15 protein-coding genes are annotated in these 19,105 nt (G+C 62.7%); 3 read left to right on the forward strand and 12 right to left on the reverse strand.

Annotation, left to right across the window (positions count from 1 at the left end; genetic code table 11):
- Positions 1 to 91: 91 nt before the first annotated feature.
- Together AC56PL_RS11110 and AC56PL_RS11115 are read left to right on the forward strand one after the other, a co-directional pair.
- Positions 92 to 991: a hypothetical protein gene (locus AC56PL_RS11110; protein WP_497153850.1), complete on the forward strand. Its 900-nt coding sequence runs from the start codon at positions 92 to 94 to the stop codon at positions 989 to 991.
- A 30-nt stretch (positions 992 to 1,021) separates the two neighbouring features.
- Positions 1,022 to 1,870 carry an alpha/beta fold hydrolase gene (locus AC56PL_RS11115; protein ID WP_497153851.1) on the forward strand — a complete coding sequence of 283 codons (849 nt, stop codon included), beginning with the start codon at positions 1,022 to 1,024 and terminating at the stop codon, positions 1,868 to 1,870.
- A gap of 438 nt (positions 1,871 to 2,308) precedes the next feature.
- On the opposite strand, the gene AC56PL_RS11120 is transcribed toward AC56PL_RS11115, so the two are convergent.
- The 8 genes from AC56PL_RS11120 to AC56PL_RS11155 form a co-directional block, all read right to left on the reverse strand.
- Positions 2,309 to 3,217, reverse strand: a complete 909-nt coding sequence (locus AC56PL_RS11120) for a cutinase family protein (protein ID WP_497153852.1) — start codon at positions 3,215 to 3,217, stop codon at positions 2,309 to 2,311.
- Between the two features lie 101 nt (positions 3,218 to 3,318).
- Positions 3,319 to 4,785 (reverse strand): glutamate synthase small subunit, encoded by a 1,467-nt coding sequence (locus AC56PL_RS11125; RefSeq protein ID WP_495513758.1) that lies wholly within the window; start codon positions 4,783 to 4,785, stop codon positions 3,319 to 3,321.
- A complete protein-coding gene (gene gltB / locus AC56PL_RS11130; protein ID WP_497153853.1) occupies positions 4,778 to 9,361 on the reverse strand; it encodes a glutamate synthase large subunit in 4,584 nt (1,527 codons plus the stop codon). The genes AC56PL_RS11125 and gltB overlap by 8 nt, the downstream gene beginning before the upstream one ends.
- A gap of 355 nt (positions 9,362 to 9,716) precedes the next feature.
- The gene (locus tag AC56PL_RS11135) at positions 9,717 to 10,328 is read right to left on the reverse strand and encodes a response regulator transcription factor (protein ID WP_497153854.1); all 612 of its coding nucleotides are present in this window, start codon (positions 10,326 to 10,328) and stop codon (positions 9,717 to 9,719) included.
- Positions 10,325 to 11,455 (reverse strand): histidine kinase, encoded by a 1,131-nt coding sequence (locus AC56PL_RS11140; RefSeq protein WP_495513761.1) that lies wholly within the window; start codon positions 11,453 to 11,455, stop codon positions 10,325 to 10,327. The genes AC56PL_RS11135 and AC56PL_RS11140 overlap by 4 nt, the downstream gene beginning before the upstream one ends.
- Positions 11,456 to 11,562: 107 nt before the next feature.
- A complete protein-coding gene (locus AC56PL_RS11145) occupies positions 11,563 to 11,859 on the reverse strand; it encodes a putative quinol monooxygenase (protein ID WP_482136657.1) in 297 nt (98 codons plus the stop codon).
- 51 nt (positions 11,860 to 11,910) lie between these two features.
- Positions 11,911 to 12,699, reverse strand: coding sequence for an ABC transporter permease (locus tag AC56PL_RS11150; RefSeq protein WP_495513762.1), 789 nt, complete (start codon positions 12,697 to 12,699; stop codon positions 11,911 to 11,913).
- Complete coding sequence (locus AC56PL_RS11155; RefSeq protein ID WP_497153855.1) at positions 12,696 to 13,619, reverse strand: ABC transporter ATP-binding protein; 924 nt, start codon at positions 13,617 to 13,619, stop codon at positions 12,696 to 12,698. Before AC56PL_RS11155 ends, AC56PL_RS11150 begins: the two co-directional genes overlap by 4 nt.
- Positions 13,620 to 13,795: 176 nt before the next feature.
- Between AC56PL_RS11155 and AC56PL_RS11160 the strand changes: the two genes are divergently transcribed.
- Positions 13,796 to 14,749, forward strand: a complete 954-nt coding sequence (locus tag AC56PL_RS11160; protein WP_497153856.1) for an alpha/beta hydrolase family protein — start codon at positions 13,796 to 13,798, stop codon at positions 14,747 to 14,749.
- A 182-nt stretch (positions 14,750 to 14,931) separates the two neighbouring features.
- Here AC56PL_RS11160 and AC56PL_RS11165 read toward each other — a convergent pair whose 3' ends face one another.
- The 4 genes from AC56PL_RS11165 to AC56PL_RS11180 all read right to left on the reverse strand — a co-directional run bounded on the left by AC56PL_RS11165 (position 14,932) and on the right by AC56PL_RS11180 (position 18,940).
- Positions 14,932 to 16,143, reverse strand: a complete 1,212-nt coding sequence (locus AC56PL_RS11165) for an HNH endonuclease (protein ID WP_497153857.1) — start codon at positions 16,141 to 16,143, stop codon at positions 14,932 to 14,934.
- 217 nt (positions 16,144 to 16,360) lie between these two features.
- The gene (locus AC56PL_RS11170) at positions 16,361 to 17,077 is read right to left on the reverse strand and encodes a hypothetical protein (protein ID WP_497153858.1); all 717 of its coding nucleotides are present in this window, start codon (positions 17,075 to 17,077) and stop codon (positions 16,361 to 16,363) included.
- A gap of 212 nt (positions 17,078 to 17,289) precedes the next feature.
- Positions 17,290 to 18,063, reverse strand: a complete 774-nt coding sequence (locus AC56PL_RS11175) for a hypothetical protein (RefSeq protein ID WP_497153859.1) — start codon at positions 18,061 to 18,063, stop codon at positions 17,290 to 17,292.
- 184 nt (positions 18,064 to 18,247) lie between these two features.
- A complete protein-coding gene (locus tag AC56PL_RS11180; RefSeq protein ID WP_497153860.1) occupies positions 18,248 to 18,940 on the reverse strand; it encodes a hypothetical protein in 693 nt (230 codons plus the stop codon).
- Between the last annotated feature and the right edge of the window lie 165 nt (positions 18,941 to 19,105).

Here is a 19,105-nt window from a genome sequence, read left to right on the forward strand (position 1 = left end):
TTCACGCTGGACCACCCGGCTTTTCGGGTCAGCGCCCATATTTCTGACGGTCGTCCTGATCGGCATCTGCACCGGCACACTGATTTTCGCCATGACGTACACCCCGGCGCCGACGGCCCCGCCCACCGGACCCGACTCGGGGAACGTCGAAACGGAGAAGGTCGACTCGGCGCGGACCTCACTGCAGGAAGCGCAACTGCTGTTCGGGTTCCTGTCGGGCGCGGCGACCAGCGCCTCCTCCGGGATCAGCACCGTGACCTCGAGCGCCCAGCAGATATTCGATTCCATCGACACCGCACGGCTCGGTGCCGATCAGCTCGTCCAGGCACTCGGCTCTACTCCCGATCTGACGGTCGCGGCCGATCAGATCGCAACCGCGAGCACCTCGGCAGGCAACGCCGTCGGTGAGGCACAGAATCTGTCCGCGGTCGCCACGCAATTCGACCAGATCATCACCCCGCTGCTGACCACCCTGGACACGGTGAAGGCACCGGGGTCCAAAGAAACGCGTGACAGTCTGCAGGCGATGCAGACGTCGGCGCGGGCCCTCTCGGCCGATCTCGAGTCGGTCGCCGGGTTGCGCACCTCCCTGACCGATCTCGGCTCCTCGGTGCAGGCGTCGGCGGCCTCGGCCAACAGCGCCATCTCGTCGGCGTACACGTCGGCGGTCGAACTCCGCGACGGTCTGGCGACCCTGGCCGACGCCCGGACCGACGCGGTTGCCGCCGCCGAGCAGGTGACCGATGGTGTGGATCAGCTCGGTGGTGTCCTCACCTCGATCGGTGACGATCTGAAGCGGGCGACCGAGTCGCTGACGGTCGAAGAGCCCGAGGTCGCTGAACCCGATCAGCCCGGACCTGCCATCGAAGCCTCTGCGGTGACCACAGCCAAGGCAATCGGATACGGGGCCTTGGCCTCTCTGGTGGTTCTCTTCGTGATCGCCGGGATCACGGGTTCAGCGCGACGGACAAGCAAGGCCGTCGCCACCTAAGCTGGCCGAGTGCAGCCACCCGGGAGTTTCATGACCATTGCCGGCCTGAGGACCCATGTGGTGGTCGATGGCCAGGGCCCACCGCTGTTGTATCTGGCGGCGTTGGGCGGCAACTGGTTCGACTTCGATCAGGCGACCGACCTGCTCAACGATCGGTGGACGATCATCCGCTACGACCGTCCGGGTTACGGCTACTCCGAGCCGTTGCCCGAAGGCGAGGTCCCGTCACTCGCCGCCGAAGTCGAACGCATCGATCAAATCCTCGACACCCTCGGCATCATCGAGCCGGTTCTGGTGGTCGGACATTCGCTCGCGTCGCTGTACGCCGAGGCATATGCGCGCAGCAGACCCGAACGGGTCGCGGGCGTGATCATGCTCGACGGTTCGTATGTGGTGGTGCCGCTGCAGGTGGTGCCGCCGGGTTTGAGCAACCGGTTCGCGCATACGGCGGCGACCGTGATCAACAAGCTGCCGCTGCCCCGCTCCGCCGGGGTCGTCGGTCATGCGATCGCCACATATCCCGGAGCGCCGGACGGGTTCGATGATGAACAGAAGGCCTGGATCGCGGATGTGTTCGGCGGAAAGAACTATCCCCGTGCGCTACTGGTGGAGCAGACCGCGTTCGGGGTACTCAATTCCGAGTTGACCGGCTTGCGTCGGACCGCCGAGTTGCACGCTCCGACGCTGGTCGTGTCAGCGGTTTCGGGTCGGCGTACCCCGGTCAGGATCTACTGGGAATGGAAGCAGCGCCGGTATGCGGCGCAGCTGGGTGCCGAGTACCGGGCATTGAGTCCGGCGCGACACTACTTTGTGGTCCAGCAACCCGGGGTCACCGCAGAGGTGATCGCCGAGTTCGCGGACCGCGTGATCAAGAGCTGAACCGAACGATCAGAGGTTGAACTGGCGAAGATCTGCCGAAGTCGCCAGCCGCTCGCCGTCTTCGGGATACATCCGGGCCAGCCGACGATGGGCAATCAGTCCATTCGTCCCGAAAAGGTGTGGGGTCATCCCAAGAATTTGAGTCCGGCGACGGGTGCGGGAGTTCGCCAGTTTCACGACTGATCACATCCTGTTTTACTACAGCGGAAAGTATTCACGATACTGGATATGGCCTGGCATTACGCTTGCCTGTCTCCATCGTTCGTCTGTGCCATGTGTCGTGTTGACCGGTCGCGTCGTTACTCTTCGCAGGTCAGCACCTCAATGCGGTCCACAATGTTGCGTAGATCACATTACGCCGGCAAACTTCCGATTCTTCGGACAACACGCGGGCGAGTCACATCTGCCCCAACAGCCACACGCGCGGACTGCCTGGAGCTAGGCGAGACCCGCGAGGAAGTTCTGTGCCCATTGCAGTGCGCTCACTCCGGGCTGCACCTCGAAGTCGGCATAACTGCCGTGGGAACCCGACTGCAGGAACTTGTCAAAGGCGACGATCTGCGCTCGGGCCTTGTCGTTGCTCAGTTCATCGACGAGTGCACCCGGACCACCCCGGGTGATCAATTCACCGAGGATCGCCGCGGCTTCGAGTTGGTACTGGGCAACCTGATCCGGGTTCGGATCACTGGTTTCGGCGAGGTAGCCGATGATCCGGGAGACGTAGTAGTCGCGGGGCACGTTGCAGTACTGGTCGTTCGGCTCGCAGATGGTGAAGGTGCGGTTCTTGACCCAGCCGAATCCACCCTGTCGCGGTCCGCCGTTGCCCTCGCCGCTCAGCTTCGGCCCGATCAGCGTGTCCTGCTTCGACCTTCGGGGATCAGAGATGAGGACGGCACCGGCGAACTTGGCAGGCGAGATGACGCCTCGCCCGCTGCCGATGTCGGCGGCCACATCGCCCGCCGCGTCCGCGCCCTGGCTGTAACCGATCAGCGCGACCTTGGTGCCGGGGCACCGATTGGTCATCACGACTGCCAGACCTTCGGCGTTGGCCACGGCCTGCGCCTTGGACTCACCGTAGATGCTGCCGCCGTCTTCCCAGGGGAAGGCGGTGGCGTTGTACCCGACGAGCTGGGTTCTCGTTTCTGAACCCAGACCCGTGGTCGGATACGCGAGCATCCCCCGGATCTGAGCGTCAGCCGATTTCTCCCAGGTTCCGGGGATTGCCAACACGTAGAGCTCCGGGCAGTCCTCGGGATCAGCCCCGGCAATCGGAGTGGACAGTCCCGTCAGCGTTCCCGCTGCCAGTACCCCCGCCGCGAACGCACTGACCCATCGACGCAACCGCATGCCGTTTCCTCCGCTGATCCGAAAACACGAAGCATGGTAACGATCTGATATCGCTCCCCGCCCGTGCACATCCTCTCAGGCCCGAGAGGATTTCGCATCACCTATCGCTGAGGTGCCTGCGTCGGTTCGATCGGCGTCGGCAGCAACGAGGAACCGGTCAGGTACGTGTCGGCGGCAGCTGCTGCCGACCGTCCCTCAGCAATCGCCCAGACGATCAGCGACTGCCCGCGTCCGGCATCTCCGGCCACGAACACGCCGGGCACGGTCGACTCGAAGTTGTTGTCACGCTTGACGTTTCCACGCTCGTTGTAGGCAACACCGAGCTTGTCGAGGAAGTCGCCGCGCTCGGGACCAACAAAGCCCATGGCCAGCAGGACCAGATCGGCCTCGAGCTCGAACTCGCTGCCCTCGACCTTCTCGAAGCGTCCGGCGTTCATCACGACCTCATGCGCCTTCAACCCGGTGACCCGTCCGTCTTCACCGAGAAACTCCTCAGTGTTCACGGAGAAGACACGCTCGCCGCCCTCTTCGTGTGCCGACGAGACGCGGAACATGAGCGGGTAGGTCGGCCACGGAGTCGAATCTGCGCGCTCCTCCGGGGGACGCGGCATGATCTCGAACTGATGGACGATCTCGGCGCCCTGACGGAGCGAGGTACCGAGGCAGTCGGCACCGGTGTCGCCACCGCCGATGATGATGACCTTCTTGCCCTTTGCGGTGATCGGCGGCTGACCGTCCGCATCGAGCACGTCGTCGCCCTGCTGCACCCGGTTGGCCCAGGGCAGGAACTCCATCGCCTGATGGATGCCGGAGAGTTCGCGTCCGGGGATCGGCAGATCGCGACCCACGGTGGAGCCGTTGCAGAGGATCACCGAGTCGAAATCGGCACGCAGCTGATCGACGGTGAGGTCGACACCGACGTTGACACCGGTACGGAACGTGGTCCCCTCGGCCTCCATCTGCTGGAGTCGGCGGTCGATGAAGATCTTCTCCATCTTGAACTCGGGGATGCCGTACCGCAGCAGGCCACCGATCCGATCGGCCCGCTCGAAGACGGTGACGTCGTGGCCGGCGCGGGTGAGCTGCTGTGCCGCAGCCAGGCCCGCCGGGCCCGAGCCGACGACCGCAACCGACTTGCCGGTCTTCTTCGACGGCAGCACCGGCTCGACCCAGTTCTCGTCGAACGCATTCTCGATGAGCTCGAGTTCGACCTGCTTGATCGTCACCGCGGGCTGGTTGATCCCCAGCACGCACGACGCCTCACATGGCGCCGGGCACAGCCGCCCGGTGAACTCCGGGAAGTTGTTGGTGGCGTGCAACCGGTCGATGCCGTCGGCCCAGCGATCCTTGTAGACCAGGTCATTCCACTCGGGAATGAGGTTGGCCAGCGGGCAGCCGTTGTGGCAGAACGGGATACCGCAATCCATGCAACGGCTGGCCTGGGTCTTGAGGGTGTTCTTGTCGAAATCCTCGTAGACCTCTTTCCAGTCCATCAGGCGCAGCGGTACCGGCCGGCGCTGCGGCAGTTCCCGTTTCGGGTGCTTGATGAAACCTCGCTGATCAGCCACGTGCGGCCTCCATAACTGCCTCGTCCACGCTGCGTCCATCCTTCTCTGCTGCCGCGATGGCCAGCAACACACGCTTGTAATCACGTGGCATCACCTTGACGAAGTTCTGGGCCTTGTTTGCCCAGTCGTCCAGGATCGCCTGTGCGACCGGCGAACCGGTCTCGTTGCGATGCTTGTTCACGATGCCCTCGAGGAACTCGAGATCATCGGCTTCGAGCGGTTCGGGCTGAACGAGTTCGGTGTTCAGATTCGCCGCCAATGCGCCTGCGGGGTCGTAGACATACGCGATACCACCGGACATGCCGGCCGCGAAGTTGCGTCCGGTCGATCCGAGGACCACCACGCGTCCACCGGTCATGTACTCACAACCGTGGTCGCCAACACCCTCGACCACCGCGGTGACACCGGAGTTACGTACGCAGAATCGTTCGCCGACCACTCCGCGAAGCAGGATCTCGCCGCCGGTGGCGCCGAATCCGATCACGTTGCCCGCGATGATGTTCTCTTCTGCCACAAAGCCTTCGGGGGCATTGTCTGCAGGTGCGACCACGATGCGGCCACCCGACAGACCCTTGCCGACGAAGTCGTTGGCGTCACCCTTGAGCCGCAGCGTCACACCCTTGGGCACAAACGCGCCGAAGCTGTTGCCTGCCGAACCCGTGAAGTCGATGATCACGGTGCCGTCGGGCAGTCCGTTGGCACCGTAGTTCTTGGTGATCTCGTGGCCGAGCATCGTGCCGACCGTGCGGTTGACGTTGGCGATCTTCGACGTGAAGGCCACCCGCTCGCCCTTGTCGATCGCGGAACGGGCCTGGGCGATCAATTGCTGATCGAGTGCCTTGTCCAGCGCGTGGTCCTGGCTGCCGGAGCAGTACAGGTCCTGGTTCATGAAGGGCGAATCCGGCTGCACCAGGATCGGCGACAGGTCGAGCTTGCCCGCCTTTGCCGACTTCCAGTGGTCTAGTGCCTTGGCGGTGTCGAGCATCTGCACCTGGCCAACAGCATCCTGCAGGGTGCGGAAGCCCAGGCGAGCCAGCAGTTCCCGGACCTCTTCGGCGATGTACATGAAGAAGTTCTCGACGAACTCGGGCTTGCCGGTGAACCGTTCGCGCAGCAACGGGTTCTGCGTCGCGACACCCACGGGGCAGGTGTCGAGGTGGCAGACACGCATCATCACGCAGCCTGCAACCACCAATGGTGCGGTGGCGAAACCGAACTCCTCGCCACCGAGCAGAGCAGCGACAACCACATCGCGACCGGTCTTGAGCTGGCCGTCGACCTGCACCACGATGCGGTCACGAAGTCCGTTGAGCAGCAACGTCTGCTGGGTTTCGGCAAGGCCGAGTTCCCAGGGACCGCCTGCATGCTTCTCGGATGTCAGTGGCGTGGCTCCGGTACCGCCGTCGTGGCCGGAGATCAGCACCACGTCGGCGTGTGCCTTCGACACACCCGCGGCGACCGTTCCGACGCCAACCTCGGACACAAGTTTCACGTGAATCCGAGCTTCCGGATTCGCGTTCTTCAGGTCGTGGATCAGCTGAGCGAGATCCTCGATCGAATAGATGTCGTGGTGTGGCGGCGGCGAGATCAGGCCGACACCGGGAGTCGAACCCCGGACCTCGGCGACCCACGGGTACACCTTGTGCGGCGGAAGCTGGCCGCCCTCACCGGGTTTCGCGCCCTGGGCCATCTTGATCTGGATGTCGGTGCAGTTGGTCAGGTAGTGCGAGTTGACGCCGAAACGGCCCGACGCGACCTGCTTGATGGCACTGCGACGCCAGTCGCCGTTCTCGTCCGGCTCGAAACGACGAACGTTCTCGCCGCCCTCGCCGGAGTTGGAACGACCACCGAGACGGTTCATCGCGATCGCGAGGGTCTCGTGCGCCTCGGCGGAGATGGAGCCGAAGCTCATCGCACCGGTCGAGAAGCGCTTGACGATCTCGCTGGCCGGCTCGACCCGATCGATCGGGATCGGATCACGGTCACCGAAGTTGAAGTCGAAAAGACCACGCAGCGAAGCGATCTGCTTGGACTGGTCGTCGACGAGCTTCGTGTACTCCTTGAACACCGAGTACTGGCCGGTGCGGGTGGAGTGCTGCAGCTTGAAGACGGTGTCCGGGTTGAACAGGTGGTATTCGCCTTCGCGACGCCACTGGTACTCGCCGCCGACCTCGAGCTCGCGATGTGCGCGCTCTTCGGGACGGTCGGTGAACGCCACGGCATGGCGGACGGCAACCTCGCCGGCGATCTCATCGAGACCGATGCCACCGAGGTGGGACCGCAGCCCGGTGAAGTACTCGTCGACGGTTTCCTGGTCGATGCCGATGACCTGGAACAGCTGGGCTCCGGTGTACGACGCCAACGTGGAGATGCCCATCTTCGACATCACCTTGAGGACGCCCTTGCCTGCGGCCTTGATGTAGTTCTTCTGGGCCGTCTTGTAATCCAGCCCGCCCAGGACACCGCGCAGCGCAAGATCCTCGATGGTCTCCAGCGCCATGTACGGGTTGATCGCGGCCACACCGAAACCGACCAGCGCGGCCATGTGATGCACCTCGCGGGCGTCACCGGCCTCCACCAGCAGGCCGACCTGGGTGCGGGTCTTTTCCCGGACCAGGTGATGGTGCACAGCCGAGACCAGCAGCAACGACGGAATCGGGGCGAGGGTCTCGTCGGACTCGCGATCCGAGAGGACAACCAGACGGGCGCCGTCGGCGATCGCCGCGGACACCTGTGTGCGGACATCATCGATGGCCTTACGCAGTCCGGCGCCACCTTCGGCAACCGGATACAGGCCACGGATCTGCACACTGCGGTAGTCGGCGTACCGCTCGTCCTCGCCCAGACGCACCAGCTTGGCCAGGTTGTCGTTGTCGAGGATCGGCTGCGGCAGCACGATCTGCTTGCACGACTCGGGACCAGGGTTCAGCAGATCGGCCTCACGACCGATCGTGCCGCCGATGCTGGTGACGACCTCTTCGCGGATCGCGTCCAGCGGCGGGTTGGTGACCTGCGCGAACATCTGCTGGAAGTAGTCGAACAGCATCCGCGAACGCTTCGAGAGCACGGCGATGGGCGTGTCGGTGCCCATCGATCCGATCGCCTCGGCGCCGGTGCGGGCCATCGGCTCGATGAGCAGGCTGATGTCCTCGGTGGTGTATCCGAACACCTGCTGACGCAGCTTGACCCGGTCATGGGCCATGTGGGTGTGCGGCTCACCGGGCAGGTCGTCGAGGTGCTTCATGCCCTCGTCGAGCCACTGCTGGTACGGGTGCGCGGCGGCGAGCTCGTCCTTGATCTCGGCATCGTCGACGATGCGACCGGCGGCGGTGTCCACCAGGAACATCCGGCCCGGCTTCAGGCGCAGCTTCTGCACCACGTCTCCGTGGTCGATGTCGAGGACACCGACCTCCGAGGCCATGACGACCAGTCCGTCTTTGGTGACCCAGATGCGGCTCGGGCGCAGGCCGTTGCGGTCGAGGACCGCACCGATCAGGGTGCCGTCGGTGAAGCAGACCGATGCCGGTCCGTCCCATGCCTCCATCAGAGTCGAGTGGTACTCGTAGAACGCCCGGTGCTCCGGCTTCATCGACTCGTGACGCTCCCAGGCTTCCGGGATCATCATCAGGACCGCGTGCGGCAGGCTGCGCCCGCCGAGGTGCAGGAGTTCGAGGACCTCGTCGAAGCGCGCGGTGTCGGAGGCACCCTCGGTGACCACGGGGAAGATCTTCTCCGCGGTGCCTTCACCGAAGACGCTGGTGTCGATGAGCGCCTCGCGGGCCCGCATCCAGTTCTCGTTGCCGGTTGCGGTGTTGATCTCACCGTTGTGGGCAACGCGACGGAAGGGGTGGGCCAGCGGCCAGCTCGGGAACGTGTTGGTGGAGAAGCGCGAATGGACCAGGCCCAGTGCGCTTTCGACGCGATCGTCTTGCAGGTCGATGTAGAAACCACGCAGCTGCGGGGTGGTCAGCATGCCCTTGTAGACGAAGGTACGGCCGGAAAGACTTGGGAAGTAGACGGTCTCGCGACCGGGTCCGTCCTGTCCGGCGCCCTTGCTGCCGAGTTCGGTCTCAACCCGCTTGCGCACCACATACGCGCGCCGCTCCAGGTTGTCGCCACTCTCTCCCGCGATGAAGATCTGGCGGAAGGTCGGCATGGCGTCACGCGCCAGCGCACCAAGCGAAGCCTCTTCGATGGGAACATCACGCCAGCCCAGGACGGTCAGGCCCTCGGACGTCACGATCTTCTCGACACCATCGCAAGCGGTCTTGGCGTCGGCCGAACCCTGCGGCAGGAAGGCCATGCCGGTGGCATACGAGCCCTCGGCAGGCAGTTCGAAGTCGACAACCGCGCGGAAGAAGCGGTCGGGAACCTGGATCATGATCCCGGCACCGTCACCGGTGTTCGGCTCGGCGCCGGCAGCGCCACGATGTTCGAGGTTCACCAGGGCCGAGATCGCCTTGTCGACGATGTCGCGGCTACGCCGACCATGCATGTCGACAACAAAGGCAACACCGCAGGAGTCGTGCTCGTTCTGCGGGTCGTAGAGCCCAATCGGGCCGGGAGCGTGCTTCATACTTTTCGCCCTTAACATCGCGCTCAGTCGGAGCGCACCGTTTCAGCAGTGGTTACGCACGTGGGACGGGCAAACCAGTTAAGGTAAACCTAAAGACTGTTCCACCTGCACTTACGTGCCCGTAGGCCAAGTCCCACATGCTCTAGCCAGCGCCGTTGCTGACCACAGATGATCGCTGATCATTGCACGGAGGATCACCCCGGCAACAAACATCGAATTATTTTCTCACGGCACCCACGCCGGATTGAAATCGCGCCCGGTAAAAGATCGCCCCTACCGGCTCCCGCCGAGCGATTCCCGCTGCTGCCGAACCCCCGATTGTCGGCTACATCACAACCGGGCCGGGCATCTCCGTTCAGAGCCAACCGTGCTTCTGGGCCATCCGCGCGGCCTGCAGCCTGGAGCCGGTCCCCGTCTTGCCGATCGCACTGGACAGGTAATTGCGCACTGTTCCCGCCGACAGGTGCACCTGGGCAGCGATCTCGATGACGGGCGCACCCGTCAACGCCAGCCGCAACACGTCCTGTTCCCGTTCGGTCAGCGGGTTGCCTCCGGTGGCCAGGCTCTCGGTCGCGAGCGTGGGGTCGATAACCCGGAGTCCGGCATGGACCCGACGTACCGCATCGGCCAGGTCCGCGGATGGGGTGTCTTTGACAACAAACCCTGAGGCGCCTGCTTCAACGGCTCGGCGCAGGTAGCCGGGCCTGCCGAATGTCGTCACGATCAGGGTGCGGACGGACGGCAGTTCCCGCCGAAGGATGCTCGCCACCTCGATTCCGTCCATCCCGGGCATCTCGATATCGAGCAGGCAGACATCGCAGGCGTAGGTCCGGGCCGCCTCGAGCACCTCGTCGCCCCGACCCACCTGAGCGACCACGGTCAGATCCGACTCCAGGTTCAGCAGCGCGGCCAGCGCGCCGCGCACCAACGCCTGATCGTCGGCGACCAGCAGCCTGATCTCACTCAAACCATGTCTCCTTGTTCGACCGAGACCCGGACAGCCGTACCGTCACTGCCCTCCAGCACCAATAGCCCACCGACCGCCTCGACACGTTCGCGCAGTCCGCGTAGACCGTTCCCGATACCGGCACCGGCCTGTCCGACGCCGTCATCGATCACGCAGATCATGCTGGGCGACAGCGTGACTCGGCACGACGACGCACTTGAATGCCGGACGACATTGGTGATGGCCTCACGCAGCGCCCAGGCAAACAGGGTGCGATTCTCGGCGCGCACGACCGATGTGTCCGAAGGGAGCTCAGGGATGATCTGCGCGGCCATCAAAGCTGTACGCGCCGAGAGCAATTCCGAATCGAGATCCGGAGAACGCAAGCCACCCACCGTTGTCCGGACCGCCGCAAGGGCCTCACGGGAGATCCGGTGCAGGTCGGCGATCTCGACTTTGGCGGCAGCACTGTCGACATCGACCAGCCGGCCTGCGAGTTCGGCCTTGATTGTCAACACGGTCAGCGAATGACCGAGTATGTCGTGTACATCGCGTGCCACCCGTTCCCTCTCACCGATGATGGCGAGTTGTTCGTCGAGTCGGCGGGCAGTCGCAGCGGCTTCTCCCCGCAACTCTTCCCTGGTTCGGAGCATCCGTACCGTCAGCAACACCGGCCCGATCACCAATAACATCAACACGATTCCGGTGTCGATCTGCCAATCGTCCAGTAGCTCGGGCACGAGCACGGCGGCGCCCATCAGCAGCACACATACCGCGACTGCCACCGGCAACGGAAAGGCGAAGGAGGCCAACGCCATCAGATACGGCGCCAACGCAAAGACCTCCTCATGGAGGATGGTCGTCATCATGCCTGCGATGGCGGCGAGTAACAGGAACCCGGCAATTGCCCCGCGGCGCCAACTGCCGGTGGTCCGGTCCAGATCGTTGATCAGGTAAACGCAGGACAACAGATAGCCCAGCGCAAAGACGCCCAATGCGACGAGGCCAGAAACCCGGACGGAGAAGCTCAGAGACGTCGCCGTCACCGTCTCCGCGATGGGGTAGGCCAGAAACAACAACCACACCGCCGCGAAGGGCCAACGGCCGTCGCGCCAGGCACGGAACCAGTCATTCGTCAGTCTCGACATCGGATAGTCCTACCGAGACGACATCGATGTGGTTTGAACGCCTCGGTGCGGACGGTCAATGAGACCGCCCGCACCGAGGCACCAGATCTTGCGCCCAGCGACAGTGTTCAGATATCGCTGTCAGCCTGGTAGACGGTCAGAGCCGGCCGGCCGGCCAGCAGCGGCCCGAGATCGGTGATCGCGCCCTCGCCCGCCCGGAACTCCCGGTATTTCGCATCGTGCTCGGCGGATGCCCAGCGTTCAACAGCCAGAAAGTGAGCCGGGTCGGCCTGATCGATCAGCACCTCGACACCTTCGCATCCTTCGAATGCCCTGGTTTCCGCGAGAACCCGCTTCATCACGGTCCTGGCGTCGTCGAGGGATTCAGCCTTGAACTTGAGATCGAGAAGTGCGATCAATGACATGTCGATGTCTCCGCTTTCTGATGGATGTAGTTGTTGCCCACCTGAACTTACCTATTGTCGCGTCGTGCTTTTGCGGTAGTAGTGAATTGCGGCGTATCCGAAGATGGCGCCCCACACCACGATGTTGGCGAATACCACGAGCAATGAGATGTGGTCGCCGTCCGCCGTCTCGCCTCCGGTGAGTGGATAGTTCGCCAGTGTCCCGATACCGAACATCGGGGTGAACATCGAGAACGTCAGCATTGCACCCTTGAGAGGGACAAACAGGTTGCCCGCGAAGGCCAACAGGGTGAGCACGCCACCGAGAACCTGAGTTGCGGCATCGCTCCGCAAGGCAAAGCCGACGGCCAGTCCGAAGGCCGCAAACAACGCCGATCCGAGCCATCCGAGCAGTATCGAAAGGATCCACAGCCCTACCGGCGCTTTGGCACCGGTGAAGACGCCGACCACCGACAACAACACCAGTGGCATCGCTGCCACCGTGAGGGCAACAGCCACCTTCGACAGCACGTAGGACGCCGGAGTCAGCGGAGTCATCAACAGTGTTCGCGTCCAACCGGCCTGCTGTTCGATTGCAACAGATGCGGCGGTGGTCGTGGTGGCCAGGATCGCGCCGTACACCGCCATATGGATCAGCACGTAGGCGGCAGTGTTCGCGCTGCCGATCTTGTCACCGCTGTCACTGGCGGTGGCCCCGAAGATCACATACATCAGGGTCGGAATCGCGATGGTGAAGATCAGCGCACGCCGATTCCGCAGTATCCGCTGCAGGTCAAGGCTTATGTAGGTGAGGGAGAAGCCACGCAAGAGCCCGCCGGCGGGGGGAGTAAGGGTGGTCATCGTTTGATCCTCTCGAGGTTCTGCGGGGCTTCACTGGTGAGTGCGACAAAGGCTTCCTCGAGGTTGTGCGAGGTGATCTCGACATCACGCGCCCCGGTCTCGGTGAGCAGATATCGGGCGAGCTCGTCAGAGTCCTGCGTACGCAAGAAGACTCGGCCCCCACGATCAGAAACGTCGGCCAATTCGGGAAACTTCGCCACTGTGCGGGCCAGATCGTCGCCGCCGAGAACTGCCGAAACGCTGCGGCCGCTGGCCTGTGCCCGAATGCTCGCAGCCGAACCATCGGCAACAATTCGGCCGTGGGCCATCATCACGATTCGGTCGGCGAAGGCGTCGGCTTCTTCCAGATAATGGGTCGCAAACACCACGGTCCGGCCGTTCTTGGCGTCGGCTCGCATGGTCGCCCAGAAGTTGCGGCGCGATTCGACATCCATTCCGGCGGTCGGCTCGTCGAGGACGATCAGATCCGGGTCGGGCAACAGCGCCAACGCGAACTTCAACCGCTGTTGCTCACCGCCAGAACATTTCGAGACCTGGCGATCGGCGATGGCGGTGAGTCCCGCCCGTTCCATGACATGGCCGAATGAGCTGATACCGAAGGACGCAGCAACCACCCGGACCGTTTCGGAGACCGTGAAATCCGGTAGGAGGCCGCCGGTTTGCATCACTGCGGCAATTCGTCCGCTGCCGGCGGCCACGGACGGTTTGAGCCCGAAGATGCTGACATCTCCCGACTGAGGTTGGGACAGTCCGAGGATCATGTCGATGGTGCTCGTCTTACCCGCCCCATTCGGGCCGAGAAACGCCACCACCTCCCCGGCATTGATCTGCAGATCAACACCATCGACGGCCCGCACCGGCCCGCCGGATGAGGCGAAGGACTTTGTCAGCCCACGCAATTCAATCGCTGTTGTGCTCATGAATTGATCATGCACTGATTACCACAGTCATCACACTGTCGATGTCATGAATCCGACATGACAAATGTCATTGTGCGAGAGGCACTCCCGGATCCACATCAATTCATTGTTGTTAGCGATTACAAAACACCAGCCTTATGAGAGCTCCCGCAGCCGGCCGCGATTTACTTATTCACATGAAGCTATCCAGAACGGTGGCCAGTGCCATTCGATTCATCGGTGTTATCGTCGTGGCGGTTGCGTGTTCCGACACGGATTCGAACCCGGTGTCCACACCATCGTCGACCGCGGAAACGCTCGGCGAGATCACCGTTCACCGACTCGCATACGACACCTCCCCCAGTGCCGACCCCGACCAGAACTGGGGCGATCTCTACTTGCCCGCCGGCGAGCAGACGACTGATTCGACGCCGCTCGTCGTCCTGATCCACGGGGGCTCATGGAAGTCCGCGCTCGATGCGCAGACCATGCGTCCGTACGCGCTGGACCTGGCCGAACGCGGTATGGCCGTCTACAACATCGAGTACCGCCGCGTCGGATCCGGAGGTGGCTGGCCGACCACTTTCACCGACGTCGCCAACGCCCTCGACTTCGTACCGGAAATCGACAAGCAGTTCCCACAGATCACCGTCGATGATGAGTTGGTGGTCGGCCACAGCGCAGGCGCACAGTTGGCCATGTGGGCAGGGACCCGAAACCAACTGAACGCCAACGAGGTCGGCCACAGTCCCAAATTCCGTCCGACGCGGGTTGTCTCCTTGGCCGGGCCGCTGGACATGGTCTACGCCGCCAATCACGGCAATGACCGCATCGTGACCGTCCTCGGCGGCACACCGCAAGAGGTTCCCGATCGTTACGCCTCCGTCGATCCCATCCAGAACGTCGACGTCACCATGCCGGTGATCGCGGTCCACGGCACAGCCGACACCCTGGTGCCACCGATCCTGTCGGAGCGGTACATCAAAGAGGTCGACCGCCGCCGCGGCATCGGCGAGCTGGTCCTGTTGAAGGGCGAAGACCACGTTTCCATCGTCAGTTCCGACTCACCGGAGTACGGCAACATCCTCGACATCATCACCGATTCGTCACAGAAGACCATCGCTGAACTCGACGAGTCATACGCGGACTAGATCAAGATGCGTATTGGTGCTGCCGCCCGGCCGCCGGACGGCAGCACCAATGCTCGTTCACACTGTGGAGTTGTCAAGAGTTCGTGCGCGGTCCCGACGCGTGGTCGGATGCGACTGATGGAGATGGCTCGTCGGCCGCTGCCAATATCTCGTTGCGGCAGCGGATCCGGGATGATCGTCGGTCAGGCGGCGAGGGTCAGGGTTCGCCGGTTGTAGGCCGGTAAAGGTTTTCGCTGTGGGTCGATGTCGGCGGGTGGGATCATCCACGGGTGTCCGTCGGTGCCCATGACGACGTCCCAGTCGGTGTTGTGAACGGCCATGTGGCAGGTGCGGCACAGCAGGCACCCGTTTTCCAGAGTGGTGAGGCCGCCGTCGACAAAGTGCACGATGTGGTGGCAGTCCGACCAACCGGCCTTCGCACCACACTTGATGCAGCAGGTGTCGCGAATGATGATCGCTTTGCGGACCAAACCCTTGAACAACCGTTTCGGCGGACTCAGATCGACCGGGACTTCCTGTCCGTCCAGGGTGATCGTGGTAATCGATGAATCGCAGGCCAACATTGTGGCGGTGGCTTCGGTGACCGGACCCATCCAGGGCAGCGAGGCAGCCTCGGGATGGTCGGCGGGCACGGTGACCATCACCTCGGTCCGCGGCGCCGACACCAGTGTTTGCCCCCCGCCGCCGCAATCCAATAACTGGTGCAGCGCATCTGCGCGGCGTTGGGTGGGGCTTCGATTGTCATCCGAGCCATCCGATTCAGTGCGCGCTTTGGACCAGAAGTCCAACGCGGAGAACAACTTTTCCCCGATCACCGCATCAACATCGAACGTCCCGACACAGCGACCCTCACGGACTGCATAGTCCAGACTGTTCAGCGACCGGTCCTCAGCCGGTGGTGGACCACCGGTGTCCCGGGCCACCTCGTTACCCAGCGCGCGCGCCTCTGCACCGATCTCAGCTGGTGCGGCTCCGGAAATGGCGTGGCTCAGCAGTTTCCGCTCAAAGCCAACCTGCTGTTCGGGTGTCACCGGATCCTCGGACCGGCCGACGATATGGGCGACGCCCTTGACCACCGCGTCCACATGTTCGGAGGACAGGAACCCGTCCCGCGAATACCCGGCGGTACGATCCAGACCCATCAAGCCTGCGCTGATGCGTAACCAGCGGTACGCAGATACTGGTGCAGCACCGTTGGCCTGCAACAACTTTGTTGTTGTCGACCCAGCCTTACGCGCCATTCCCGACTCGTCGATCACCGCAGCACACACCGCGAGCTGATGCTCGGCCGCATTGCGCAAGGTGATCAGATCCTTCGCCATACCCAACGTGGCAGTTGCATCATCGGGTAAGACCAGGTCAACCAAATCGTTGACCATCTCGAGAAGTCGCATAGCACAGCACCTTCCAAGGAGAGAACAAACCGGGGGCGTCGACCGGAGTGTCTCTGCGGGGAAGGCGTCAGATACGGCGTACTTGTGGTCGACTGACTCCACCGTACCCAATCGAACACACATTCGCAAGGAGTATTTTCCCGGGCTGTACTGAGCATTCCGAACGAGATCCTTTGAGTGCCAAACTATTACGGGGCGAGTTTGGCGGCTCAAGCCCCTACGCCACGTTCGAAGGCCCGATCCAGCCCGGAAACTGCACTCCCACAGGAATAACTGGCGCCACAAATCCTGGAGGCTGCTCTTGATACGGCGAATCAGGATCCGGATGCGTCAGTCCCGGAAATCTCTCCGCCCAACAATCTCGGCACTCCTTCGGAACAAAGAGACCGTCGTCCCGCGGTGCCCCTTGTGTGCCGCCAAAGATCGGCTTACCCAACCGAATCATCCACGACCCAAACACATTCCATGACGGCGACCACTGCAGTTCGGTTCCGTGATCCGGATCGACATCTTCCACACCGGCCGCGCCCGTTGACCCGCCAACGTTCTCCAACACGATTCGATCCACACCGGTCGGCGGATTTACATCGTCCACGCCCGGAATCGAGTGCAGCATGTAACTACAGACCGACGCCGATATCACTGTGTCCGTTTCTGAGTAGTCGGCGATATGCAAGAAGATCGTTTCGTCTATCGGAGCGAGATACTCTGCTCGGTCCTCCCAACGGGCGAGTGTGAAGGGTTCCTGCCCAGGAGCCAGAGCGCCCGTGAAACCAGGGAAGTAGTCATCGATCTCTTCGATCGCAGGCCAGTAGAAGCCCGCTTCACTCGCCGCACGCAGCAGTTCTGGCCCGCGCCCGAACACATCGACGCCGGCTTCCGCAGACCACACATGTGGAGTGAAGTTGCTGAATGATTCAGGCTCGGCCGACAATCGCTCTATATCCGGTTCTCCACATGCAGCCGCGCCCAGGACTGCGCACGCGACAAGGGTCGCTAACCGCCAAACCCGACTAACCACCATCGGACTCCCCTGGCTCTCGGTTACTGATCACTGGCGAAGATCACCAGCCAGCCACGATTTCTGCCCAACTTCATCCCCCTGAGTTGCCTCCTCCCCAGGGACAAACCCAGGGCCCTCACCGACTACGCCACGTTCGAAGGCCCGATCCAGCCCGGAAACTGCACTCCCACCGGCATCACCGGCGCTACAAACCCTGCGGGCTGCTCCTGATAGGGCGCGTCCGGATACGGCAGCGTCAATCCCGGAAACTGCTGCAGCCACCAATCCCGACACTCCTGCGGAACAAAGAGTCCGTCCTCCTCCCGAGGGAACTTCTCGGTCCCCCCGAAGATGGTCTTGCCATACCGAATCTTCCATGACCCAAACACATTCCACGACGGCGCCCGCTGCTCGTCTGTACCCCCTGCTGGATCACGGTCGGCGACACCCGCCTTGCTCATGAACTTGCCGGGATTCTCTAATACGATTCGATATGAACCGGCGGGAGGATTTACCAGATCACGGCCCGGGACAGAAAACAGGCTGTAATGACACACCGTCGCCTCGACCCTATCCGCAGTCTCCGAATAGTCGGCAATGTGGAGAAACATAGTCTCCTCAACCGGCTCGAGATAGTCCGTTCGATCGTCGCCCCACCGAGTCCGCACAAATCCACTTCTCTCAGTCGGCTCGAGAGCGTCAGTGAATCCCGGGAAGAAGTCATCAATTTCTTCAATTGCCGGCCAATAGAACCCCGCCTCACTCGCGGCCCGTATCAACTCCGATCCACGACCGAACAAATCGACACCAGATTCCGCCGACCAGATATGTGGCGTGAAGTTCACGAACACTTCAGGTTTCGATGAGCTTGGCTCAGAATAAGCCCCATCACCACACGCCGTCACAGTCAGGATCATGCACGCGGCGAGGGTCGCAAACCGCCAAATCCGACTAACCCGACTAACCCGACTAACCACCATCAGACTCCCTGGCTCTCGGTTGCTAATCACTGGCGAAGCTCACCAGCCAGCCACGATTTCTGCCCAACTTCATCCCCCTGAGTTGCCTCCTCCCCAGGAACAAACCCGGGGCCCTCACCGACTACGCCACGTTCGAAGGCCCGATCCAGCCCGGAAACTGCACTCCCACCGGCATCACCGGCGCTACAAACCCCGGTGGTTGTGTCTGATAAGGGGATCCGGGTTCCAACGGTGCCAATCCTGGAAACCTCTCCGCCCACCAATCTCGGCACTCCTGCGGAATGAAGAACCCATCTTTGGTCGGAGCCTCCTGAGTCCCACCAAAGAAGACCTGCCCCAGCCTGATCTTCCACGACCCGAAGACATTCCACGATGGTGTCTGCTGTTCCTCTGAACCGTGCGCCGCGTCATGGTCGACCACGCCCGGCGTCCCCTTTGACTCGTCTACGTTCTCCAAGACGATCCGATATACGCGGCCCGGGGGGTCGACCTCGTCAGATCCCGGCGTCGAGTGAAGCGTGTAGTGGCACACTGTTGCCGATACCGTGGACTCGGTCTCGGAATAGTCGGCGATATGGAGGAACATTGTCTCGTCGCGCGGGGCCAGATACTCCGCTCGAGTCTCCCAACGAGTGCGAGCAAAGTTGCCTTGCTCCGGAGCCAAAGCGGAACTAAATCCCGCGTAGTAATCGTCAATTTCCTTAATAGCGGGCCAATAGAACCCCGCCTCACTCGCGGCCCGTATCAACTCAGATCCACGACCGAACAAATCGACACCAGCTTCCGTCGACCAGATATGTGGCGTGAAGTTCACGAACGCTTCAGTTTTCGATGCCGTTGGTGCGGAATCAGTCCCACTGCCACACGCCGTCACACCCAGGACCGCGCACGCGGCGAGGGACGCTAACCGCCAAACCCGACTAACCACCATCGGACTCCCCTGGCTCTCGGTTACTGATCACTGGCGAAGATCACCAGC

It is taken from the genome of Williamsia sp. Y721 (genome assembly GCF_059683565.1).

Coding starts and splice junctions, on each gene's coding strand:
- AC56PL_RS11120 (WP_497153852.1), bottom strand. CDS start 3,217: ATGCGGTTGCGTCGATGGGTCAGTGCGTTCGCGGCGGGGGTACTGGCA.
- AC56PL_RS11115 (WP_497153851.1), top strand. CDS start 1,022: ATGACCATTGCCGGCCTGAGGACCCATGTGGTGGTCGATGGCCAGGGC.
- gltB (WP_497153853.1), bottom strand. CDS start 9,361: ATGAAGCACGCTCCCGGCCCGATTGGGCTCTACGACCCGCAGAACGAG.
- AC56PL_RS11140 (WP_495513761.1), bottom strand. CDS start 11,455: ATGTCGAGACTGACGAATGACTGGTTCCGTGCCTGGCGCGACGGCCGT.
- AC56PL_RS11160 (WP_497153856.1), top strand. CDS start 13,796: ATGAAGCTATCCAGAACGGTGGCCAGTGCCATTCGATTCATCGGTGTT.
- AC56PL_RS11110 (WP_497153850.1), top strand. CDS start 92: ATGACGTACACCCCGGCGCCGACGGCCCCGCCCACCGGACCCGACTCG.
- AC56PL_RS11155 (WP_497153855.1), bottom strand. CDS start 13,619: ATGAGCACAACAGCGATTGAATTGCGTGGGCTGACAAAGTCCTTCGCC.
- AC56PL_RS11145 (WP_482136657.1), bottom strand. CDS start 11,859: ATGTCATTGATCGCACTTCTCGATCTCAAGTTCAAGGCTGAATCCCTC.
- AC56PL_RS11150 (WP_495513762.1), bottom strand. CDS start 12,699: ATGACCACCCTTACTCCCCCCGCCGGCGGGCTCTTGCGTGGCTTCTCC.
- AC56PL_RS11165 (WP_497153857.1), bottom strand. CDS start 16,143: ATGCGACTTCTCGAGATGGTCAACGATTTGGTTGACCTGGTCTTACCC.
- AC56PL_RS11175 (WP_497153859.1), bottom strand. CDS start 18,063: ATGATCCTGACTGTGACGGCGTGTGGTGATGGGGCTTATTCTGAGCCA.